21 protein-coding genes and 1 riboswitch are annotated in these 23,889 nt (G+C 39.1%); of the genes, 19 read left to right on the top strand and 2 right to left on the bottom strand.

Annotated features, from left to right (window positions below):
- On the bottom strand, nt 1–128 hold a 128-nt coding region (locus tag A3I7_RS12575), incomplete at its 3' end, for a helix-turn-helix domain-containing protein (RefSeq protein WP_018375901.1).
- A 338-nt stretch (nt 129–466) separates the two neighbouring features.
- Here A3I7_RS12575 and A3I7_RS0106105 point away from each other — a divergent pair.
- The 6 genes from A3I7_RS0106105 (at nt 467) to ftsX (ending at nt 8,234) form a co-directional block, all read left to right on the top strand.
- The gene (locus tag A3I7_RS0106105) at nt 467–3,148 is read left to right on the top strand and encodes a cation-translocating P-type ATPase (protein ID WP_018375902.1); all 2,682 of its coding nucleotides are present in this window, start codon (nt 467–469) and stop codon (nt 3,146–3,148) included.
- A 324-nt stretch (nt 3,149–3,472) separates the two neighbouring features.
- On the top strand, nt 3,473–4,129 hold the full coding sequence (locus A3I7_RS0106110; RefSeq protein WP_018375903.1) for an HAD family hydrolase: 657 nt from the start codon (nt 3,473–3,475) through the stop codon (nt 4,127–4,129).
- Between the two features lie 98 nt (nt 4,130–4,227).
- The gene (gene queG, locus A3I7_RS0106115) at nt 4,228–5,346 is read left to right on the top strand and encodes a tRNA epoxyqueuosine(34) reductase QueG (RefSeq protein ID WP_018375904.1); all 1,119 of its coding nucleotides are present in this window, start codon (nt 4,228–4,230) and stop codon (nt 5,344–5,346) included.
- Between the two features lie 49 nt (nt 5,347–5,395).
- Nucleotides 5,396–6,491 (top strand): peptide chain release factor 2 gene (gene prfB / locus A3I7_RS0106120; RefSeq protein ID WP_156812745.1). Its coding sequence is split into 2 segments (ribosomal slippage): nt 5,396–5,467 and nt 5,469–6,491, totalling 1,095 coding nucleotides; the frame shifts between segments, so codons are not numbered across the junction.
- A gap of 128 nt (nt 6,492–6,619) precedes the next feature.
- Nucleotides 6,620–7,312: a cell division ATP-binding protein FtsE gene (gene ftsE / locus A3I7_RS0106125; RefSeq protein WP_026217154.1), complete on the top strand. Its 693-nt coding sequence runs from the start codon at nt 6,620–6,622 to the stop codon at nt 7,310–7,312.
- Nucleotides 7,305–8,234, top strand: coding sequence for a permease-like cell division protein FtsX (ftsX, locus tag A3I7_RS0106130; protein ID WP_018375907.1), 930 nt, complete (start codon nt 7,305–7,307; stop codon nt 8,232–8,234). The genes ftsE and ftsX overlap by 8 nt, the downstream gene beginning before the upstream one ends.
- 127 nt (nt 8,235–8,361) lie before the next feature.
- On the opposite strand, the gene A3I7_RS0106135 is transcribed toward ftsX, so the two are convergent.
- Entirely contained in the window at nt 8,362–8,997 is a 636-nt protein-coding gene (locus A3I7_RS0106135; RefSeq protein ID WP_018375908.1) for an MBL fold metallo-hydrolase, read from the bottom strand.
- 162 nt (nt 8,998–9,159) lie between these two features.
- Between A3I7_RS0106135 and A3I7_RS0106140 the strand changes: the two genes are divergently transcribed.
- The 13 genes from A3I7_RS0106140 (at nt 9,160) to ftsA (ending at nt 23,871) form a co-directional block, all read left to right on the top strand.
- On the top strand, nt 9,160–10,338 hold the full coding sequence (locus A3I7_RS0106140; protein WP_018375909.1) for an ATP-grasp domain-containing protein: 1,179 nt from the start codon (nt 9,160–9,162) through the stop codon (nt 10,336–10,338).
- Between the two features lie 25 nt (nt 10,339–10,363).
- Nucleotides 10,364–11,116 (top strand): esterase family protein, encoded by a 753-nt coding sequence (locus tag A3I7_RS0106145; RefSeq protein ID WP_018375910.1) that lies wholly within the window; start codon nt 10,364–10,366, stop codon nt 11,114–11,116.
- A 260-nt stretch (nt 11,117–11,376) separates the two neighbouring features.
- A complete protein-coding gene (locus A3I7_RS0106150; RefSeq protein ID WP_026217156.1) occupies nt 11,377–11,931 on the top strand; it encodes a GNAT family N-acetyltransferase in 555 nt (184 codons plus the stop codon).
- Nucleotides 11,924–13,207 carry a CBS-HotDog domain-containing transcription factor SpxR gene (gene spxR, locus A3I7_RS0106155; protein WP_018375912.1) on the top strand — a complete coding sequence of 428 codons (1,284 nt, stop codon included), beginning with the start codon at nt 11,924–11,926 and terminating at the stop codon, nt 13,205–13,207. Before A3I7_RS0106150 ends, spxR begins: the two co-directional genes overlap by 8 nt.
- A gap of 199 nt (nt 13,208–13,406) precedes the next feature.
- Nucleotides 13,407–14,267 carry a methionyl aminopeptidase gene (locus A3I7_RS0106160; RefSeq protein ID WP_018375913.1) on the top strand — a complete coding sequence of 287 codons (861 nt, stop codon included), beginning with the start codon at nt 13,407–13,409 and terminating at the stop codon, nt 14,265–14,267.
- Between the two features lies 1 nt (nt 14,268).
- Nucleotides 14,269–15,201 (top strand): YihY/virulence factor BrkB family protein, encoded by a 933-nt coding sequence (locus A3I7_RS0106165; RefSeq protein WP_018375914.1) that lies wholly within the window; start codon nt 14,269–14,271, stop codon nt 15,199–15,201.
- A 213-nt stretch (nt 15,202–15,414) separates the two neighbouring features.
- Nucleotides 15,415–15,511, top strand: a riboswitch (PreQ1 riboswitch).
- Entirely contained in the window at nt 15,509–16,015 is a 507-nt protein-coding gene (locus A3I7_RS0106170) for a QueT transporter family protein (protein WP_018375915.1), read from the top strand. Its footprint overlaps the riboswitch before it by 3 nt.
- 262 nt (nt 16,016–16,277) lie before the next feature.
- Nucleotides 16,278–18,122, top strand: coding sequence for a translational GTPase TypA (gene typA / locus A3I7_RS0106175; protein ID WP_018375916.1), 1,845 nt, complete (start codon nt 16,278–16,280; stop codon nt 18,120–18,122).
- A 33-nt stretch (nt 18,123–18,155) separates the two neighbouring features.
- Complete coding sequence (locus A3I7_RS0106180) at nt 18,156–18,404, top strand: DUF3165 family protein (RefSeq protein ID WP_018375917.1); 249 nt, start codon at nt 18,156–18,158, stop codon at nt 18,402–18,404.
- A 264-nt stretch (nt 18,405–18,668) separates the two neighbouring features.
- The gene (gene murD / locus A3I7_RS0106185; RefSeq protein ID WP_026217157.1) at nt 18,669–20,024 is read left to right on the top strand and encodes a UDP-N-acetylmuramoyl-L-alanine--D-glutamate ligase; all 1,356 of its coding nucleotides are present in this window, start codon (nt 18,669–18,671) and stop codon (nt 20,022–20,024) included.
- Nucleotide 20,025: 1 nt separating this feature from the next.
- Nucleotides 20,026–21,105: a UDP-N-acetylglucosamine--N-acetylmuramyl-(pentapeptide) pyrophosphoryl-undecaprenol N-acetylglucosamine transferase gene (locus A3I7_RS0106190; protein WP_018375919.1), complete on the top strand. Its 1,080-nt coding sequence runs from the start codon at nt 20,026–20,028 to the stop codon at nt 21,103–21,105.
- Nucleotides 21,106–22,269 (top strand): cell division protein FtsQ/DivIB, encoded by a 1,164-nt coding sequence (locus A3I7_RS0106195; RefSeq protein ID WP_018375920.1) that lies wholly within the window; start codon nt 21,106–21,108, stop codon nt 22,267–22,269. It abuts the gene before it with no gap.
- A gap of 234 nt (nt 22,270–22,503) precedes the next feature.
- Complete coding sequence (ftsA, locus tag A3I7_RS0106200; protein WP_018375921.1) at nt 22,504–23,871, top strand: cell division protein FtsA; 1,368 nt, start codon at nt 22,504–22,506, stop codon at nt 23,869–23,871.
- The last annotated feature ends 18 nt before the right edge of the window (nt 23,872–23,889 follow it).

Consider the following 23,889-nt stretch of genomic DNA (forward strand, 5'->3'; position numbering starts at 1 on the left):
CGAACTTCTTTTGAGATTGTGGACGGGTCTTTTCCTAACTTAGCTGCTATAGCTGAGAAGGGCTTAAGTTGTTCAATTCCTATTTGAATATCGTTGCGATCAGAGAGAGTTAAGTGTTTGTTTTTCATTGTCAGTTACCAACTTGTCCCATAGTAAGTTCTACCTTATTTTTTTGTCTCAGTCTAATTTCCAGTTTTGGTGTTAGACTAGAATTTACTTTGAGAATTTAGGGATTGCTTGTTTTGAAGGAATGTCTTGCAAATCATTTGAAAATCTGATAAAATTTCAGATATATCAAGGGAGTAGCAGACGGATTTTTCCGTGATAAGGTCGTCATTACGAAATCATTGATTTCCGGCCTTATCTTAAACCGCGAGACTTGTTTTTGGAACAGGTCTCTTTTTATTTTAAAAGAAACTTGGAGACAGTTAAGGGGAGACCCTTGTATCAAAAAGGAGGAGACGGAATGTCTAAAGAACAAAGTAAGACGTTGTTTTATACGCAAACTAAGGATGAAGTTCTGAAGGAGTTAGAGACTTCTAAAGAGGGATTATCTACTGCTGAGGCAAAACAGCGTTTAACTGCTTACGGGCGTAATGAGCTTGATGAAGGTGAGAAACGTGGATTATTGGCTAAATTTATTGATCAGTTCAAAGATTTGATGATCATCATTTTGCTTGTTGCTGCAGCCCTATCTGTTATTACAGAAGGGATGGAAGGGTTGACAGATGCACTGATAATCTTGGCTGTTGTCGTATTGAACGCTGCTTTTGGTGTTTATCAGGAAGGTCAGGCTGAGGCTGCTATTGAAGCTTTAAAGAATATGTCTAGCCCTATCGCTCGTGTTCGTCGTGATGGTCACGTTATTGAAGTGGATTCGAAGGACCTAGTTCCAGGTGATATTGTCATGTTGGAGGCTGGCGATGTTGTTCCAGCTGATATGCGTCTTTTAGAAGCTGCTTCTTTGAAAATTGAAGAGGCTGCTTTGACCGGAGAATCTGTCCCTGTCGAGAAAGATTTGACTGTGGAAGTAGCAGCGGATGCTGGTATTGGTGATCGTGTCAATATGGCTTATCAAAATTCAAATGTTACTTACGGGCGTGGTGTAGGAGTTATCACTAATACAGGAATGTACACCGAAGTTGGTAAGATTGCAGATATGTTGGCAAATGCAGATGAGACTGACACACCATTAAAACAAAACCTCAACCAATTGTCTAAAGTGTTAACTTATTTGGTTGTTGCGATTGCTCTTGTGACTTTTATTGTAGGTGTTTTTGTTCGAGGCGAGGAGCCTTTGAAAGGCTTAATGGTTGCTGTTGCACTTGCTGTTGCCGCTATTCCTGAAGGTCTTCCGGCCATTGTTACTATCGTTCTTTCAATGGGAACAACCACTCTTGCTAAACGTAATTCGATTGTACGAAAATTGCCAGCAGTAGAAACGCTTGGTTCGACAGAAATCATTGCTTCAGATAAAACTGGTACCTTGACCATGAATCAAATGACTGTCGAAAAGGTTTACACGAATGGTCAGTTGCAAAGTTCTGCTAGCGATATTACTGCTGATAACAATACTTTACGGATTATGAACTTTGCCAACGATACGAAAGTTGACCCCAATGGCAAACTGATTGGTGATCCAACTGAAACTGCTTTGGTTCAATTTGGTTTTGATCATAGTTTTGATGTCCGTGATGCGTTGCAAACGGAACCTCGTGTGGCTGAATTGCCATTTGACTCAGACCGTAAACTCATGTCAACAATCCATAAACAGGCTGATGGTCGCTACTTTGTTGCCGTTAAGGGTGCTCCAGATCAGTTGCTCAAACGGGTGACAAAGATTGAAGAGGATGGTAATATTCGCTCGATTACAGAAGCTGATAAACAAACGATCCTCGCAATCAATAAAGATCTGGCCAAACAAGCCCTACGTGTCCTAATGATGGCTTATAAATATGTGTCAGAAGTTCCTACACTTGAAACAGAAATTGTTGAAGCAGACCTTATCTTCTCAGGTTTGGTTGGGATGATTGACCCCGAACGTCCTGAGGCAGCAGATGCTGTTAAAGTAGCCAAAGAAGCAGGTATTCGTCCAATCATGATTACTGGTGACCATCAGGATACTGCGGAAGCTATTGCTAAACGTCTTGGTATTATCGAAGATGATGGTGAAGATCATGTCTTTACGGGTGCAGAACTCAATGAATTGTCCGACGAAGAATTCCAAAAAGTCTTTAAACAATACTCTGTTTATGCGCGCGTGTCTCCAGAGCATAAGGTTCGTATTGTTAAAGCTTGGCAAAATGAAGGTAAGGTTGTTGCCATGACAGGTGATGGCGTTAATGATGCACCATCTCTTAAGACGGCTGATATCGGGATTGGTATGGGAATTACTGGTACAGAAGTATCTAAGGGTGCTTCAGATATGGTCTTGGCTGATGATAATTTTGCAACGATTATTGTTGCCGTTGAAGAAGGACGTAAAGTCTTCTCAAACATTCAAAAATCGATTCAATACTTACTATCTGCTAATATGGCTGAAGTTTTTACTATTTTCTTTGCCACGCTCTTTGGTTGGGACGTACTCGAGCCTGTCCATCTTTTGTGGATTAACTTGGTAACTGACACCCTTCCTGCAATTGCTCTTGGTGTTGAACCAGCTGAGCCAGGTGTTATGACCCACAAGCCTCGTGGACGTAAGTCAAGTTTCTTTGATGGTGGTGTTATGGGAGCTATCATTTATCAAGGAATTTTCCAAACGCTTTTAGTTCTTGGTGTTTATGGATGGGCACTCCTTTATCCAGAACACACGGAAACCCACATGATGCACGAAGATGCGTTGACAATGGCTTTTGCCACACTAGGTCTTATTCAATTGATTCATGCTTTCAATGTGAAATCTGTTTACCAATCTATCTTTACTGTCGGTGCTTTTAAGAATAAAACCTTTAACTGGTCAATTCCTGTTGCCTTCGTTCTTTTGATGTTGACAATCGTAGTTCCAGGTTTTAACACTCTGTTCCATGTTTCGCATTTGTCAGTGACACAATGGGGAGAAGTTATTATTGGAAGTTTGTTAATGCTTGTTCTTGTTGAAGTGGTCAAAGCTGTGCAACGAGCACTTGGACAAGATGAAAAAGCTATTTAAGACTATACAAAAGGGTTTGTGAGAAAGTCCAAACTCATCTAGAGTTCACTTCATTTCCATGTTTAAAAGATTCACTGAATTTTTGAATTATGTGGAAGTAAGGGAGCTCTTTTTGCATAATCTTTTAGAGACATATGCGTACGCATAAAAATTAAAGATGCAAACGAAGTTTATCAAATATCAACTTTAAAGGTGATTTAATACCATAAAAGTATTCTCTTTCTGATTTCTACAATCCCAATATATCCAGCCTGAGATAGGCTTTTTATGGGAATGACTAACAGCAGGGATTATGCTAAAATAGAAGTCAGAAATGAGGTAGGCATGATAAAAGCAATTATTTTTGATATGGACGGTGTTCTGTTTGATACGGAAAATTTTTATTTGAAACGTAGGGAAACATTTTTGGCAGAAAAGGGTATTTCGATTTCTCATGTTGATGCCAAAGAATTTATTGGTGGTCGGCTTGAAGAAGTTTGGCGAAAATTTTTGGCGCATTATGATTTGCACTTTGATGTTAAAGAACTTCGAGCAGAGTATACCGCCTATAAAAGTCAACATAAGGCACCTTACGCTGATTTGATTTTTCCAGATGTTAAGGAGGTTCTGGAAACGTTTTATCGAATGAACATTCAGATGGGATTAGCTTCAAATTCAGAACTGTCAGATATTAAGTTGGCTTTGGAAAGTTCAGGGATTGCTTCATATTTTTCAGTAGTGCTGTCGGGGAGTGATTTTACACAAGCAAAACCCAATCCTGAAATTTACAACGTTGCCTGTGACAAGTTGGGCTTTGATAAAGCTGAGACTTTGATTATTGAAGATAGTGAAAAAGGAATAGCAGCAGGCAAAGCAGCGGAAATAGATGTAATGGCTATCCGAGATAAGATTTTTGGGATAGATCAGTCTCAGGCTGATATGATTGTAGAAGATTTGATGGATGTTTTAGCCTATGTTAAAGAGGAAAGAAATAATTGTTAAAAAAGATTGGGAAACTCTCTCAATCTTTTTGACATCTTTGACATCATTTGTAACCATTGCGACTTGCGACTTTTACAATTTTTCCGTAAAATAAGAACATGGATATTAAGGCGGAAATTCAGCAAATAGCTAAGGAAATTGGCATTTCCAAGATTGGTTTTACCACAGCAGACGATTTTCAGTATTTGGAAAAATCATTGCGTTTGGGAGTAGAAGAGGGTAGGACAACTGGCTTTGAACACAAGGTGATTGAGGAAAGGATTTATCCAAAGTTATCTTTGGAATCCGCCAAGACCATTATTTCCATTGCAGTGGCCTATCCGCATAAATTACCCGTTAAGCCGCTCAAAACCCAGTATAAACGTGGGAAAATCACACCAAATTCTTGGGGACTTGACTATCATTATGTTCTTCAGGATAAACTCAAACGTCTGGCAGAGGGCATTGAAAAACTAACGGAAAATTTTGAGTATAAAGGCATGGTTGACACAGGTGCTCTGGTTGACACAGCTGTTGCCAAGCGAGCAGGTATTGGTTTCATTGGTAAAAATGGTTTAGTCATTTCAAAGGAATTCGGCTCTTACATGTATTTAGGTGAATTGATTACCAATTTGGAAATCGAGCCAGACCAGCCTGTTAGCTATGATTGTGGAAATTGTCAGCGTTGCTTAGATGCTTGTCCAACATCCTGCTTGATTGGTGACGGGACTATGAATGCTCGTCGTTGTTTGTCCTTTCAGACGCAGGACAAGGGCATGATGGCTATGGAGTTTCGTAAGAAAATCAAGACCGTCATTTATTGCTGTGATATTTGTCAGATTTCCTGTCCTTACAATAAAGGCCTAAGCAACCCGATGGCGAGTGAGATTAACCCTGAGTTAGCAGAGCCTGAACTCATTCCCTTTCTAGAACTGACCAATAAGTCTTTCAAAGAAACATTTGGCATGATTGCGGGGAGCTGGCGGGGGAAAAACATTCTGCAACGTAATGCTATTATTGCGCTCGCTAATGCTCATGATAGAAGTGCTATTGTCAAACTCATGGAAATCATTGATAAGAATAACAATCCGATTCATACCGCAACAGCCATATGGGCGCTAGGTGAGATTGTCAAGAAACCAGATGAAGCTATGCTGGACTTTATGCGCAGCCTTTGTCCCAAAGAGGAAGAAAGCCAAAAAGAGCTGGAACTCGTGCGTGCAAAATGGCAATTTTAGATAGCTTGTGTTACAATTAATTAGATTTTAAGAAAAAAGGAGTAAACTCATGGAAGTGGCTGAAATTCGCCAAAAAATAGTAGAAAATCAAGAGAAGTTGACTAGCTTCAGGAGGTCTCTTTGACTTAGATCGTTTGGAAGAGGACATTGCCCTCCTTGAAAATCGAATGACAGAGCCAGATTTCTGGAATGACAATATTGCGGCCCAGAAAACATCGCAAGAATTAAATGATTTGAAACAAACCTATCAGACTTTCAATGATATGCAGGAGCTTTCCGATGAAACTGAGCTTTATTTGGAAATGCTAGACGAAGATGATAGCGTTCAAGCAGACTTAGAAGAAAGTCTCGAAAAGCTGGATAAGATGATGACGAGCTACGAGATGACTCTTCTCTTGTCTGAACCTTATGACCACAATAATGCCATCTTGGAAATCCACCCAGGTTCTGGTGGCACTGAGGCACAGGATTGGGCGGATATGCTCTTTCGTATGTACACTCGTTTTGGAAATGCCAAGGGCTTCAAAGTGGAAACATTAGATTATCAAGCAGGAGATGAAGCAGGTATTAAGTCGGTGACTCTTTCGTTTGAAGGTCCTAATGCTTATGGTCTTTTAAAATCAGAGATGGGAGTTCATCGTTTGGTGCGTATCTCGCCATTTGATTCTGCCAAACGTCGCCACACTTCTTTTACTTCTGTTGAAGTCATGCCAGAGTTGGATGATACCATTGAGGTTGAGATTCGTGATGACGATATCAAGATGGACACCTTCCGTTCAGGCGGTGCTGGTGGACAAAATGTCAATAAGGTATCAACAGGTGTTCGTCTGACCCATATTCCTACAGGAATTGTCGTAGCTTCAACAGTTGACCGCACGCAGTACGGTAACCGTGATCGCGCTATGAAGATGCTTCAAGCTAAACTCTATCAATTGGAACAAGAGAAGAAGGCTGAAGAAGTTAATGCTCTCAAAGGAGATAAGAAGGAAATCACGTGGGGCAGTCAAATCCGCTCTTACGTTTTCACTCCTTATACCATGGTTAAAGACCACCGCACAGGTTTTGAAGTTGCCCAAGTGGACAAAGTCATGGACGGGGATATAGAAGGTTTTATTGATGCCTATCTTAAATGGCGTTTGGATTGATTAGAAAGTAACATTCCAACTAACCAGAGAGAATTTTTCTCTGAACACTAACGAAAGGAAAAGGCTGAGTGCACTATGAGGATAAGTCGCTGACTTGCCACTCTTATGGCGCTCAAACAAGTTTTATTATGGCTTTAATTGAAATGAAGGATGTTACCAAAAAGTATCATCGCTCTACAACGGCCTTGAGAGATATCAACGTCTCCGTAAATCAAGGTGAATTTGTCTATATAGTTGGTCCCTCTGGGGCGGGTAAATCAACTTTTATCAAGCTGCTTTACCGCGAAGAAAAGATTACAAGTGGAAGTTTACATGTCGGCGAGTTTGATTTGAATAAATTGAAAAAACGTGAAATCCCCCTCTTACGTCGTTCAGTAGGAGTGGTATTTCAAGATTACAAACTACTACCACGCAAAACTGTTTTTGAAAATGTGGCCTATGCCATGGAAGTTATCGGTGAAAAACGCCGTAATATCAAAAAACGTGTTCCTGAGGTATTAGATTTGGTTGGGCTCAAACATAAAATGCGCTCTTTTCCAGAACAATTGTCTGGAGGTGAGCAGCAACGTGTAGCCATTGCCCGAGCTATTGTCAACAGTCCAAAGCTTTTGATTGCTGATGAACCAACAGGAAACCTTGATCCAGAAATTTCGTGGGAAATCATGCAATTGCTGGAGCGTATCAATTTGCAAGGTACAACAGTGTTGATGGCAACGCACAATAGCCAAATTGTGAATGCTCTTCGACACCGTGTTATTGCAATTGAAGACGGACGTATTGTTCGTGATGAAGAGAAAGGGGACTACGGTTACGATGATTAGATATTTTTTCCGTCACCAGTGGGAAGCCATTAAAAGTTTGAAACGAAATTTTTGGATGACTTTGGCTTCTGTCAGTACGGTGGCAATTACTCTGACCCTTTTTGGTATTTTTGCTGCAGTGCTATTGAATACAGAACGTTTAGCAACAGGAGTTGAGAAGAACATTCAAATTAATGTTTATCTTGATGTTAATTCAACAGATAATGTACAAACAGTAAAAAACGAAGCTGGTGAAGATGTTGCTAATGAAAACTATCAAGTAGTTAAGAAAGCAATTGAAAAGTTAAGTCATGTATCTTCTGTAACCTATTCTAGTAAGGATGAGCAGTTGGCTAAGCTGAAAGAGACCTATGGCGATGATTGGAAACTTTTTGATGGAGATTCTAACCCGTTGCAAGATGTTTACATTGTAGAGGCAGATCAACCTTCACATGTAAAATCACTTGCTAAAGCCATTCGTAAGGTTGCTGGTGTTGAATCAGTTAACTATGGTGGTTCCGATTCGGATAATCTTTTCAAGGTTGCTCGTATTATCCGTACATGGGGCTTGGTTGGTACAGGCTTGTTGATTTTTGTTGCTATCTTCTTAATTTCTAATACAATTCGTATTACTATCATGTCACGTCGCCGTGATATTGAAATTATGCGTTTGGTAGGTGCTAAGAATTCATATATTCGTGGACCATTCTTCTATGAAGGAGCATGGGTTGGTTTCTTAGGTGCTATTGCACCAGCTGCTATTGTGTATTTCTTGTACAATTTTGCATACGATGAGTTCAATTTACAACTTCAAGTACAAGGGTTATCACTTTACCCTTCAGGTTACTTCGTCCCAGCAATTGTCGGTTCTCTCTTTATTATCGGTATTATTATCGGTGCGATAGGATCGGTACTTTCAATGCGACGTTATTTAAAATTCTAAAAATAATAACCCCTTCTCGTCAAACAACGAGAGGGGGATTTTTTATGGTTATGCTCAATGCAAATCAACACCAGACTAACTTCAAGTGTCAGGGAGATACAGCAGACGTAGTTCGTGTCAACTGATGTTACTGAAAGAAGGGGTTGAAGTTTTTTTCATGAGCGATAGTCGTTGGCCAACCGTGACCAGGATAAACAGCATAGTGACTAGGTAAAGTGAAGAGGTTGTTGCGAATACCTCCAATTAGGTCGTTAAAGTTACTTGTTGGCAAATCTGTACGACCAATACTTTCTCTAAAGAGGGCATCGCCTGTAATGACGAAGTCATCTGAATGGAAAACAAAGGAAACACCTCCCCAAGAATGCCCGGGAGTTTGAACAACTGAAAATTCAAATCCAGCCAGACGATACAGGTGGTCATATTGGAAAGTTTCCTCAGCAGGACTCATAACAACATTTTCCATGTCATCGTGGCGTGATAGACCAGATAGGTTTATCTCAGGAGTGTAAAGCCAATCGGCTTCCTTGTCAGAAATATAAACTGGCGGATGTTCGAATCGGTTACGCACCAAATCCAAACTCATAATGTGGTCGTAGTGGGCGTGGGTGAGTAAAATAGCTACAACGGGCCTGTCTAACTCCTCTATTTTCGACAAAATGACTTCGCCATTGCTTCCAGGATCAATAACGATGATAGCTTGGTCATTAACTAATAAATAAGTGTTTTCACGTGCAACGTGATTTAAGATTGTAATAATTTCCATATCTTTAGTGTACCAGATTTTGAAGAAGATGGCTAAAATGACATCAAAAAAATAATAAGGTTTAATATTCAGAATATATCGCTATTTTCAGAATATTAAACTAGAAAAAAGAATAAAATTATGCTAAACTGTAAGAAAACATAGAAGGAAAGAGGAATTTTTATGTCGCGACCAATGAATTTTGTAATGATTTCGCCACATTTTCCGACTAATTTTGAAACTTTTGCTGTACGTTTGCATGAGGCTGGTTTTCATACATTAGGAATTGCCGATACACCATACCATGAATTATCTGACACTTTGCGCAGCCATTTAACGGAGTATTATAAAGTTGATAATATGGAGGACTATGACCAAGTCTATCGTGCGGTAGCTTATTTTGCTCATAAATACGGACGAATTGACCGTATTGAGTCACACAATGAATACTGGTTGGAATTAGATGCTAAGTTGCGCACAGATTTTAATGTTTTCGGCTACAAGAATGAAGATATGCTATCAATCAAGACAAAGCGTCAGATGAAGGAAATTTTCCGTGACCATGGTTTGAAAGTGGCGGCTGGTGATGTTTTTCATACAGATGACGAGGCGCGTGCTTTGGCTCAAAAACTTGGTTTTCCAGTGATCATTAAGCCAAATTCAGGTGTTGGTGCTTCTGATACTTACAAAATTAAGTCAACTCAGGAGTTGGAAGAATTTTTTGATTATAAGACTAATGGCGTTGAGTATATCATGGAAGAATTTATTGATGGCGATATTGTGACCTTTGATGGTTTGACGGATCATGAAGGTAATATTGTTTTCTATTCGAGTCTTGAATACTCAGAAGCAGTTCTTGATACGGTGGAAAAAGATGGTGACATGTTCTATTATGTGCCGCGTGAGATTTCGAAAGAGCTAGTTAGACTAGGCGAAATCTGTGTTGAAGCTTTTACTGTTAAAGAACGTTTCTTCCACTTTGAATTTTTCCGCGTTAAAGCAACCAAAGAACTCATGGCGTTGGAAGTGAACTGTCGTCCACCAGGTGGTTTGACCATTGACATGTGGAACTATGCTAATGATTTTGATGTTTTTCGTGAGTATGCCAATATTGTTAAAGATAATCTGTTTGAAGCAGAGATTTTACGCCCATATAATGTGGTTTATATTTCACGTAAGGCCAATCAACATTATGTGCACAGTCTTGATGATATTTGGGCAAACTTTGGCGATAAAATCATTTCTATTCAGTCTGTTCCAGGTGTCTTTGCTAAAATCATGGGTGAGAATGGTATCCTAGCCCGTACGACAACCCTAGATGAGATGCGTGAGCTTGTCCAATACGCACAGGCAAAGTCTTGAGAAATAATTAGTAAAGGAAAAAAGAATGCATTTTGAGAGAAGAAGTCACTGGTCAGGAGAGCTTGGTCAGGAGATGTACTTTAATGTTTATGGTCACGCAGGAAAGCCGATTATCGTCTTTCCGTCATCTGGTGGAAGCCAAAATGAATATGGAGACTTTGGCATGATTGAAGCCTGTCAAGATTTCATTAATCGTGGCTTGGTTAAATTTTATACACCAGATTCCTATGATAGAGAGTCATGGCTGAGTACTTGGAAAAATGGTCATGATATGGCCCTTGCGCACGATGCCTATGACCGCTATATTGTGAATGAGTTAGTGCCTTTAATTCGTTATGAAGCAAATTGGCAAGGTGGTATGATAGCGACAGGGTGTTCGATGGGGGCTTTTCATACAGTCAATTTTGCCCTTCGCCACCCAGACCTTTTTGATGTTTCAATAGCCTTGTCAGGCGTGTACGATGCGCGTTTCTTTACAGGTGAATTTTATGGGGATCCAGTTGTCTATTACAACTCACCGATTGATTATCTTTGGAATCAAGAAGATTCTTGGTTTTTAGATCGTTATCGCGAAAATCGTTTTATCGTTGCAGTTGGTCAAGGCGCCTGGGAAGGGCCGCATATTGCTGATACAAAACGCTTAGAAGAAGCTTTTGCAGCTAAGTCGGTCCCTGGTTGGTTTGATTATTGGGGAAATGATGTTGCCCATGACTGGGAATGGTGGCGTGTGCAAATGCCATATTTCTTAGGGAAATTGGAAGAAGAAGGTCGTATTTAATTTTAAGAACCTGTATTCACAGTTCAGCATTTCCATCTAAGGCAAGTTTTTGAGCTACTCATCGTTAGTTTTTTTCAAAATACAGTTAGTGTTTCCTCAAAAAAACTGCCTTGATTAGCGAAAAACTATCTCTAATATAAAATCATTTCACTTGTGAATATAGGTTCTAAAGGCTGCGAGTTTTTCTCGTGGCTTTTTTTAGATATGATTTAGAATGATACAAATTTGGGTTAAACGCATATCTGTGCTATAATAATCACATGGATATTTGGGTAGCATTGAGCCAGTATGCGACAGTAGAAACGGAACGCATGATTTTACGGCCGTTTTCCTTTGTGGATAGTGATGATTTTTTTGAAATTTCTTCTAATAGGGAAAATTTACCTTTTGTTTTTCCATATCAGGCCAGTCAGGAAGAAAGCGATTTTCTTTTAGTTCATTATTTTATGAAAGATCCTTTAGGAATTTGGGCTATTGAGGATAAATCGAGCGGTCGTATGATTGGTGCTATTCGTTTTGAACATTTGAATGTTTCAGATAGAACTGCAGAAATTGGCTATTTTCTTCATCGTGACTTTTGGGGACGAGGAATCATGACAGAATGTCTGAAAACAGTGACATTTCTGGCTTTTCATTCCTTTTACTTAAAAAAGCTCAGCATTATTGTTCATAAAGAAAATCTTGCTAGTCAAAGAGTAGCAAAAAAAGCAGGCTATGTCTTTAAGCGCTGTTTTAAGGGAAGTGACCGTTACAATCGAAAAATGCGGGATTATGTAGAATACGGGCTAAAAGCCAAGGAGTATCGCTATGAGTAAGCATCAGGAAATTTTAAATTATTTAGAAAATCTGGCGGTTGGTAAACGTGTTAGTGTGCGTAGCATTTCCAATCATTTGAAAGTCAGTGATGGAACCGCCTACCGTGCGATAAAGGAAGCTGAAAATCGAGGAATTGTTGAAACGAGACCTCGTAGTGGAACGATACGTGTTGAGCAAAAGACAAAGGTGAGAATTGATAAGCTGACTTATGCTGAAATTGCTCGTATCAGTGATTCTGAAGTCTTGGCAGGACAAGCTGGCTTGGGACATGAATTTAGTAAGTTCTCTATTGGAGCCATGACACGGCAAAATATTAGCCGTTATTTGGTTAAGGGAGGCTTGCTGATTGTAGGCGACCGAGAAAATATTCAACTACTGGCTTTGGAAAATCACAATGCTATCTTGGTGACGGGAGGTTTTCCAGTATCTGACCGTGTTATTCGTATGGCTAACAATCAGGGCATTCCTGTCATGGTAACTCACTATGATACCTTTACAGTTGCGACGATGATTAACCATGCACTTTCAAATGTACGAATCAAGACTGACATAAAAACAGTTGAACAGGCATATCAAAATTTGTATGACTATGGTTTTTTACGTGATACGGCAATCGTTAAAGATTTTCATAATCTCATCAAGCAAAGTAAAAATGTACGTTTTCCTGTCATAACAGAGGATAACAAATTAGTAGGATTGGTTAGTATGCGTGATGTCGTTGATCAGGATTCTCACATCAGCATAAAACAAGTGATGACGGCAAATCCTATTATTGCTAAACCTGAAATGAGTTTGGCTAATATCAGCCAAAAAATGATTTTTGAAGACTTAAACATGTTGCCAGTTGTGTTAGATGATATGACAGTTGTTGGTGTCATTACGCGTCGGCAGGCTATGGAAAATATGCCTAATTTTCAACACAACAATCTCTACACCTATAGTGACCAAATTTTATCCAATCTTTTAAATGAGGAAGATGGTTTTCAGTTTGTCGTTGAACCTGCTATGATTGATCAAGCTGGAAGTTTGGCACAAGGTGTTTTGACAGAATTTTTGAAAGAAATTTCTCTGCGTGTTTTGACGAAAAAGAACCAAAAGAATATCATTATTGAACAAATGATGGTATACTTTTTACAGGCTGTCCAGATTGATGACCGTCTGATTATCAAACCTCGGATTATAACAGAAAGCCGCCGCAGTTCAACCTTGGACTTTGAAGTGTTTTTAGAAGACCAAATCGTTGCTAAAGCTGTTGTCACAACAAAGATTAACTAGTAGCATACTTATACTCTTTGAAAATCAATAGTCTAGGTCGCTGTCTTCACCTTGTTGTAGGTCAGTGGGATATGCTATTGGTTGCTTTGTTTCATTTCAGTGAGTTCAAAGTGTAATGCTCGCTAAATTGAATGACCATATTAAAAAAGAGAATTGAAACGAGTTTTGTTTCGATTTATTTGGAGGAGAAAAACTAAACATGATTACTTTAAAATCAGCGCGTGAAATCGAAGCTATGGATAGAGCAGGAGATTTTCTTGCCAGCATTCATATCGGTTTACGTGATTTAATCAAACCAGGATTAGACATGTGGGAGGTAGAGGAGTACGTACGTCGTCGCTGCAAAGAAGCTAACGTCCTTCCTTTGCAAATTGGTGTTGACGGTGCTGTGATGGACTATCCTTATGCAACTTGCTGCGGTCTTAATGACGAAGTTGCCCACGCCTTCCCACGACACTATATACTGAAAGAGGGGGATTTACTAAAGGTTGACATGGTTTTGAGTGAGCCTTTGGATAAAGCCATTCTTGATGTGTCTAAACTTAATTTCAACAATGTTGCTCAAGTTAAGAAATACACAGAGAATTACACAGGTGGCCTAGCAGACTCTTGTTGGGCTTACGCTGTGGGGAATGTCTCACAAGAAGTTAAAGACTTGATGGATGTGACAAAGGAGTGTCTCTACAAAGGCATTGAAAAAGCTGTTATCGGAAATCGTATTGGTGACATTGGTGCAGCTATCCAAGAATATGCTGAAAGTCGGGGTTATGGCGTTGTTCGTGATCTAGTCGGACACGGTGTTGGTCCAACCATGCACGAAGAACCAATGGTTCCTCACTATGGTGTAGCAGGACGTGGTCTGAGGCTGCGTGAAGGAATGGTACTAACCGTTGAGCCAATGATTAACACGGGTACTTGGGAAATTGATACTGATATGAAAACTGGTTGGGCGCACAAAACGCTTGATGGCGGTCTATCTTGTCAATATGAGCATCAATTTGTCATTACTAAAGATGGTCCAGTTATTCTGACCAGTCAAGGAGAAGAAAGAACTTACTAAGATGAACCGTAAGCGACTGCTAGATAAGCTCTGGGAAAAATTAGAATGGCCACCTCTACAGGTCTACCTTAAACATTATCGCAGTGCGGAGGTAGATTTATCTGCCATAGCGGTCGCCTATTATCTGCTGCTGACTGCCTTTCCTTTAATTGTCATAGCAGCAAATATCTTCCCCTATTTAAACATTGATATTACTGACTTACTGATTTTTATGAAGCAAAATCTGCCTTCTAACGTTTACAAATCTGTATCTAGTATCACCATTGATATTTTTTCAAAACCTTCCGGTTCCATCTTGGGAGTGGCCACTGTGACCGCCTTGTGGACAATGAGCAAATCCTTAACATCGCTACAAAAAGCTATCAATAAGGCTTATGGTGTCGCTCAGCATCGAGACTTTGTGATAGGTCGTCTGGTGGGGATATTGGCAAGTCTACTTATTCTCTTTCTCTTAACGTTTGTTTTGCTTTTTTCAACTTTTTCAAAAGCTGCTTTACAAGTTATTCGAAGTAAGTATGATTTAAATGCTACAATTACAGACATTATTTTAAATTTAGCACAGCCAGTTACAATATTAACCATCGTTATTGGTCTGATGGTACTTTATTTCATTCTTCCTAATGTCCGTATTAGACGGCTACGTTATATTTTGCCAGGAACGATATTTACAGCTGTTGTCATTGTGTTTTTGAATAATTTGTTTGGGAATTATATTATTCGAAATTTTGAACGGATGGTGGATTTGAAAACTTTTGGTTCAATCGTGATTTTTGTAGTTATGCTGTGGTTTATCTTTCTTGCTCATATCTTGATTTTTGGTGCTGTTTTTAACGCTACTTATCAAGAATTAAGCCAAGGAAAGTTAGAAAGTAGGCGAGGTGATGTCCTCTCCATTATCCAAAATCGAAAGAATCATGAGAAAACAAAAAAATAAGTTTTGTTCCAAACTTATTTTTTATATTGGTTGGAAAATATCATCTTTTATGTTAAACTGATATCGTTGTTCTGGATTTTTATAGTCTTTTAGCTTGCCTTTTAATACGAGATAGCAACCCTAATTTTGCACTAGAGTAAGGTAAAGCGAGTTTCGGTAATCTAGCAAATTATTGAAAATAGGAAATTAGGAAGCGAAGTTTCCTTAAGCGTCAAAGTCATAAAAACTCTGTGAACAACCCTTGGTGCTTAGTTCCCTTTCACCAAGCATATTACAGGTGACAATGTTCACTTAAAGGAGAAATTTTATGAAACAGTTTACTGTCCGTGATTTTGTTCAAGTAGCCTTGATTGCTGCGCTTTATATTGTGTTGACAATCACACCCCCACTCAACGCTATCAGTTATGGTGCCTATCAATTCCGTATTTCTGAAATGTTGAATTTTACTGCTTTCTATAATCGCAAGTATATTGTCGGCCTAACCTTAGGATGTATGATTTCAAATTTTTATAGTTTTGGTCTGGTTGATGTTCTGGTTGGTGGCGGATCCACCCTCGTCTTTGTAACTCTGGGCGTGATTTTGTTTGACCGCTACAAGAAAGAGTATCTGTTTAATGGCTTGTTTAATAAAGCATTTTTTTACTTCTCATTTTTCTTTGCAGCGTCAATGGTAACAGTGGCAATTGAACTCACCTACTTTGGCGCACCATTCCTATTGACATGGTTCACAACAGCAGTTGGAGAATTGGCTTCGCTGCTTATTGGTTCACTTATTATGGATAATTTGGGGAAACGTATTGATTTGACCAAATAAGAAAAGCACTCATCGGCTTAAAGTTGATGAGTGCTTTTATGGTCTATCTTACTCTTATATAAACATAAGTAGTGAAAAAATGGCAAAAATCAGAGTTTATTCATAATAAAGGTATCTTAGAAGAATAGACCCATTTTCTTAGATTTTTAGGTTATCCTTTAAATAAAGGTAAATAAAAAACGTTTACAGCAATCTCAGCTCTGCTATTTTACAAAAAATGTGGTATAATTCTACAGTTAGAATAAAAATATAAGAGGAAATCATGACTAAATTAAGAGACGATATCCGTAACGTTGCCATTATTGCCCACGTTGACCACGGTAAAACTACCCTTGTTGATGAACTATTGAAACAATCACACACCCTTGATGAGCGTAAAGAACTTCAAGAGCGTGCTATGGACTCAAATGACCTTGAAAAGGAGCGCGGGATTACTATCCTTGCTAAAAATACTGCTGTTGCATACAACGGTACACGTATCAATATCATGGACACACCAGGGCATGCGGACTTCGGTGGTGAAGTGGAACGTATTATGAAGATGGTTGATGGGGTTGTTCTTGTTGTAGATGCCTATGAAGGAACAATGCCTCAAACACGTTTCGTGTTGAAAAAAGCACTCGAGCAAAACTTGACACCAATTGTTGTGGTGAACAAGATCGACAAGCCATCAGCTCGTCCAGAAGAAGTAGTTGATGAAGTCCTTGAGCTTTTCATTGAACTTGGGGCTGATGATGACCAATTAGAATTTCCAGTGGTTTATGCCTCAGCTATCAACGGAACCTCATCATTGTCTGATGATCCTGCTGACCAAGAGCACACTATGGCTCCAATCTTTGATACTATCATTGAACATATCCCAGCGCCTGTAGATAACTCAGATGAGCCGCTTCAATTCCAAGTATCTCTTCTTGACTACAACGACTTTGTTGGACGTATTGGTATTGGACGTGTCTTCCGTGGTACTGTAAAAGTTGGTGACCAAGTAACATTGTCAAAACTTGATGGCACAACTAAGAACTTCCGTGTAACTAAACTCTTTGGTTTCTTTGGTCTTGAACGTAAGGAAATCCAAGAAGCTAAAGCTGGTGATTTGATTGCTGTTTCAGGTATGGAAGACATTTTTGTTGGAGAAACAATCACACCAACAGATTGCGTAGAACCATTGCCAATTCTTCACATTGATGAACCAACCCTTCAAATGACTTTCTTGGTCAACAACTCACCTTTTGCAGGTCGTGAAGGTAAATGGGTAACATCCCGTAAGGTTGAAGAACGCTTGCTTGCTGAATTGCAAACAGACGTATCGTTGCGTGTTGATCCAACTGATTCACCAGATAAATGGACTGTTTCAGGTCGTGGAGAATTGCACTTGTCTATCCTGATTGAAACCATGCGTCGTGAAGGCTATGAGCTTCAAGTGTCTCGTCCAGAAGTTATCATCAAAGAAATTGATGGTGTCAAATGTGAACCATTTGAACGCGTGCAAATTGATACTCCTGAAGAATATCAAGGTTCTGTTATCCAATCCCTTTCAGAACGAAAGGGTGAAATGCTTGATATGCAAGCAACTGGTAACGGACAAACCCGTTTGATTTTCCTTGTACCAGCACGTGGACTTATTGGTTACTCTACCGAATTTTTATCAATGACACGTGGTTACGGTATCATGAACCATACTTTTGACCAATACTTGCCAGTTGTTCAAGCTGAAATCGGTGGCCGTCACCGTGGTGCCCTTGTTTCTATTGATGCAGGTAAGGCAACCACTTACTCGATCATGTCTATCGAAGAACGTGGTACTATCTTTGTCAACCCAGGTACAGAAGTTTATGAAGGTATGATTATCGGTGAAAATTCACGTGATAATGACTTGACTGTAAATATTACCAAGGCTAAACAAATGACCAACGTCCGTTCAGCTACCAAAGACCAAACAGCAGTTATTAAGACACCACGTATTCTGACTCTTGAAGAATCACTTGAATTCTTGAATGATGATGAGTACATGGAAGTAACGCCAGAATCAATTCGTTTGCGTAAACAAATTCTTGATAAGAACCTGCGTGCTAAAGCGGCTAAAAAGAAAAAATTGAGTGACGACTAATCTTTAGTTATCTTTTCTCATGAAAGGAATGCCATGTTTTATTTAATCGTAGCGATTTTGTTAGTTTTGTATTATTTATTTATGGCACCTAAAACAGTTCAAAATACTTTGAATGCAATTGGTATTGTTGGTGCGGTGGCCTTACTCTTGGTTTTTGCTGGTATGAGTTTTATCAAGATTTTACAGTCACCCCCAGAAATTTTCATTGCGTTGGGTATGATTGTATTGGGCTATTTTGCCATTCGTGATGTTCTGCGAATGCCAGCACGTCCCCAAAAATAAATAAGGGAGGTCAGACGTTTTGTCTGACCTTTTTCTAATGACGACAGAAATGGTTAAACTTCTAATACTTAATGAAAATCAAATTCAGACTAGACGACGCAGGTGTAGATAGAACTGAAGTTCATCAAATCAGGACAACAATGTCTGAATTTGATTTTCAAAGAGTATAAAGACAAACCTTGTCTTTGGGGCTAAATCTTGAAAAAGCGAACAAATAAAGGTAGAATAATAAACGATAATAATGATAGGATGGATGAATTCCCAATGAAATCAGTAAAAACATTTGAAAATAAAAAAGTTTTGGTGCTTGGTCTGGCAAAGTCTGGTGAGGCGGCAGCACGTCTTTTGACTAAGTTGAAAGCTATTGTGACGGTCAATGATGGTAAACCTTTTGATGAAAACCCATCTGCCCAAGCCTTGTTAGAAGATGGTATCAAAGTCATATGTGGTAGCCATCCTTTGGAGCTTTTAGATGAAAACTTTGAACTCATGGTGAAAAATCCAGGGATTCGTTACGATAACCCAATGGTGGCATGTGCGCTTGAAAAAGGCATTCCTGTCATTACTGAGGTTGAACTGGCTTACCTCATCTCGGAGGCACCAATTATCGGAATCACAGGTTCAAATGGTAAAACGACGACCACAACAATGATTGCTGATGTTTTGAATAATGGTGGTCAGTCGGGACTTTTGTCTGGAAATATAGGATTTCCAGCTTCAGAAGTAGCGCAAACGGCGACCGCCCAAGATACTTTGGTTATGGAATTATCTTCTTTCCAACTAATGGGGGTTGAAAGTTTTCATCCTCATATTGCAGTTATTACCAATCTTATGCCAACGCATATTGATTATCATGGCTCCTTTGAAGATTATGTGGCAGCCAAATGGAATATTCAAAAAAATATGACAGATGCAGACTTCATGGTGCTAAATTTCAACCAAGATTTATCAAAAGAGCTAGCGCAAAAAACACAAGCAACTGTTATGCCATTTTCAACATTTGAAAGAGTTGATGGTGCTTATTTAGAAAATGGAACTCTTTATTTTAAAGGTGAAGCTGTCATAAAAGCTGATGAGATTGGTGTACCCGGCAGCCATAATATTGAAAATGCTTTAGCCACTATTGCAGTTGCTAAATTATCGGGGATTGCCAATGATGCCATTAAGGAAACGTTGTCACATTTTGGAGGTGTAAAACACCGCCTACAAGCACTCGGTGAGGTTAGAGGAGTTAAATTTTACAACGACTCAAAATCCACTAACATTTTAGCGACACAAAAAGCTCTGTCAGGATTTGATAATAGTAAAGTGATCTTGATTGCTGGTGGGCTTGATCGTGGTAATGAATTTGATGAATTAGTACCAGATATTGCAGATCTTAAACTTATGGTTATCCTAGGCGAGTCTGCACCTCGTGTGAAACGAGCAGCAGATAAAGCGGGTGTAGCTTATGTGGATGCCAAAGATGTAGCCGAAGCGGCACACTTGGCTTTTGAAAATGCAAGTGCTGGAGATATTGTCCTACTTAGTCCTGCTAATGCTAGTTGGGACATGTATAAGAATTTTGAAGTGCGTGGAGATGAATTTATCACGGCCTTTGAAGAAATCAAGGGAGAATAAGATGTCAAAGAAAAAAATCGTCTTTACTGGTGGCGGTACCGTTGGCCATGTGACCCTTAACCTCATTTTGATTCCCAAGTTTTTAAAAGATGGTTGGGAGGTTCATTATATTGGTGATAAGCACGGCATTGAACATGAGCAGATTAGCAAATCTGGCTTTAATGTAACTTTTCATGCGATTGCTACGGGTAAGCTTCGCCGCTATTTCTCATGGCAAAACATGTTGGACGTTTTCAAAGTTGGCTGGGGGATTTTGCAATCCATGCTTATCATTGCAAAAATTAGGCCTCAAGCGCTTTTCTCAAAGGGAGGATTTGTTTCAGTTCCTCCAGTAATTGCTGCAAAAACACTAGGAGTTCCAGTTTTTGTGCATGAGTCGGATCTATCTATGGGGTTGGCTAATAAAATTGCCTATAAATTTGCTACGACCATGTACACAACCTTTGAACAGACAGAAAGTCTGGTAAAGGCAAAACATGTTGGAGCCATCACAAAAGTAGGTAGTTCTTCTCATAGTTATCAAACCGATATTGATGAGATTAAAGAACACTTTAATCCTGACTTAACAACCTTGCTCTTTATTGGTGGTTCTGCGGGTGCCCGTGTTTTTAATGACTTTATCACAAAAACACCCGAAGTAACCAAACAGTTCAATGTTATCAACATTTCTGGGGATAAATCTCTCAATAACTTAACCGAAAATCTCTATCGTGTGGACTATGTGACAGATTTGTATCAACCTCTCATGGATTTAGCAGATGTAGTGGTTACTCGTGGGGGTTCAAATACCATTTTTGAGTTGGTGGCCATGCGTAAGCTTCATCTTATTGTGCCACTTGGTCGTGAAGCTAGTCGCGGGGATCAATTGGAAAATGCAGCTTATTTTGAGAAAAAGGGCTATGCTAGTCAGCTGCAAGAACCAGAGTTGACTCTTGATACATTGAATAAAAAGGTAGCGCATCTATTGTCACATAGAGAAGAATATTATCAGGCAATGGCAAATTCTAAAGAAATCAAGTCACAAGACGAATTTTATAACTTGCTGACAGCGGATATTGTCAAGGCTACAAAAGGGAATTAAATGTCAAAAAAGAAAGACCAAAATTCAAATGAAGATGTGGTGTTGACCGCGTGGCAACAGCGCAATTTGGAATTTTTGAAGAAAAAAAAGGAAGAAGCAGCTGAAAAAGAGCGCTTGAGAGAAAAGCTACGCATTGAGCGTAAAGCACAACATGTTAAAGATGACTCTGATAAGCAAGTGACCAAAAAAAGTCCTGAAATAAAAGAAAGTTCACTTTCTCCTGAGGGGGATGAAGTCCAGGAAGAAGCAAACGATACGGCAAAAAAGGTGAAGAAACAGACAACCAAAGCTAAAAGTCCTCGTCGTAAGCAAGTAAAAAGAGCATTGCCGATTTTTATCTTGGCTAGTGTGATTTTAATGGTTTCTCTTTTTCTTATATCACCGTGGAGCAAGCAAAAGACGATTACGGTATCTGGTTTCAAAAATGCTTTGGAAAGAGATATTATATCTGATTCTGGTATCAAGAGCTCAGATTATATTTTCAATTTAATTTTAAATCATAAAAACTATGAAAAAGCTGTTGAGACTTCAAATGTTTGGATTAAAAAAGCGAACTTAACCTATCAATTTCCGAATCGTTTTACTTTAAAAGTGAATGAGTATAGTATTGTCGCTTATACCCAAACAGATCAAGGCTATCAGCCTATCTTGGAAAATGGAAAACGCGTTGATACAGTGAATGCTTCAGAGTTGCCTGAAAAATTTGTGACAATCAATTTAACGGATGAGAACCAGATTCAACAGCTAATCAAATCATTTTCAAGTCTTAAAGAAGACTTGTTGCATCAAATCCAAACTGTTAGTTTGGCAAATTCGGCTTCCACACCTGATTTACTTCTAGTCACTATGCAGGATGGTAATTTAGTTCGAGTTCCTTTATCGGAATTTGATAGTAAATTTCCCTATTACGAAAAAATAAAAGGAAAACTTCAGGAAACAAGTATTGTTGATATGGAAGTTGGCATTTATACGACGACTGCTGCGATTGAAGAAGAAGTTGCTGCGGATAAAGCTAAGGCTAAAGAAAAAGCAACAGAAGAGGCAACATCATCAACTGAAGGTGACAGTCAAACAACGACGGCAACAGAAGATACCTCAACAGAAGAGGCAACAACACAAGAAAGTACAGATAGTCAATCTACGGAACAAAGTGTACAAGAGTGAATTGTAAGCAATAATTGAATATTTTAGACGAAAAAATAAAATACTTAAATAAGCAATATGAAAACATAAACATTTATTCCAAAGAATCACTAAATCACTAGATTAAATTTCTATAACAAAAAACGTAAAATGTTATCATTTTACGTTTTTTTATGGTATAATACCTTCTGAATAATTCTGTCTTTTGACAGAGGTAAGATAGTAAATGATTGGAAAGATAGTGAGGTCGAGTGAATGGCTAGAGATGGCTTTTTTACAGGATTGGATATAGGAACTAGCTCGATTAAAGTTCTTGTTGCGGAGTTTATTTCGGGAGAAATGAGCGTTATCGGTGTCAGTAATATTCCAAGTACGGGAGTGAAAGATGGGATTATTATTGATATTGAAGCCGCGGCTAATACAATAAAAGCAGCGATACAAGATGCGGAAGAAAAGGCAGGTATCAGCATTACCAAGATTAATGTTGGGCTTCCTGCAAATTTACTACAAATTGAACCAACACAAGGAATGATACCTGTTCCCAGCGAGTCTAAGGAAATTAAAGATGAAGATGTTGACAGTGTGGTCAAGTCAGCTCTAACCAAGAGTATTACCCCTGAACGTGAGGTTATTTCTTTAGTACCTGAGGAATTTATCATAGATGGTTTCCAAGGAATTCGTGATCCTAGAGGGATGATGGGGATTCGCTTGGAAATGCGTGGTTTGATTTATACAGGACCAAGCACCATCTTGCATAATCTTCGTAAGACAGTTGAACGAGCAGGAATAGAACTTGAAAATATTGTAATTTTACCACTTTCTATGGCTAAATCAGTTCTTAATGAAGGTGAGCGTGAGTTTGGTGCTACCGTGATTGACATGGGAGGTGGTCAAACGACCGTTGCTTCAATGCGTGCACAAGAGCTTCAATATACAAATACCTACCCAGAAGGTGGTGAATACATTACTAAGGATATTTCGAAAGTATTGAAGACTTCAATGCAAATTGCAGAAGCATTGAAGTTCAATTTTGGTCGCGCCGACCTTGCAGAAGCAAGTAAATCTGAAACGGTGAAAGTTGATGTGGTTGGTAGTGACTTGCCAGTAGATGTTTCAGAGCACTATTTGGCAGAGATTATTTCAGCGCGTGTTAGACACATTTTAGAACGTGTGAAACAAGATTTAGAACGTGGGCGCCTGCTTGATTTACCTGGAGGAATTGTTCTCATTGGTGGTGGAGCTATTATGCCTGGCATTGTAGAGTTAGCACAAGAGATATTCGGTACTAAGGTGAAATTATTTGTTCCAAATCAAGTTGGAATTCGTAACCCTATGTTTGCGAATGTAATCAGTATTGTTGACTATGTTGGAATGTTGTCAGAAGTTGACCTTATTGCTCAACGTGCCGTATCGGGTGAGGAAATGTTACGCCGTAAGCCTGTTGACTTTGGTGGACAAGTAGAACATCATACACCAGTATATATGGACAATGTCATTCCAGAACCACAAATGGCACAAATACAGCCAGAAACACCACCAGTAAGCTTAGACGAAGACTCGTCTGCTCCTAAAGCTAAATTAGGTGATCGCGTTCGTGGTATTCTAGGAAGTATGTTTGACTAAAAATAAGTGAGGATTAAA

The sequence above is a fragment of the Streptococcus orisratti DSM 15617 genome (genome assembly GCF_000380105.1).
GTDB lineage: Bacteria > Bacillota > Bacilli > Lactobacillales > Streptococcaceae > Streptococcus > Streptococcus orisratti.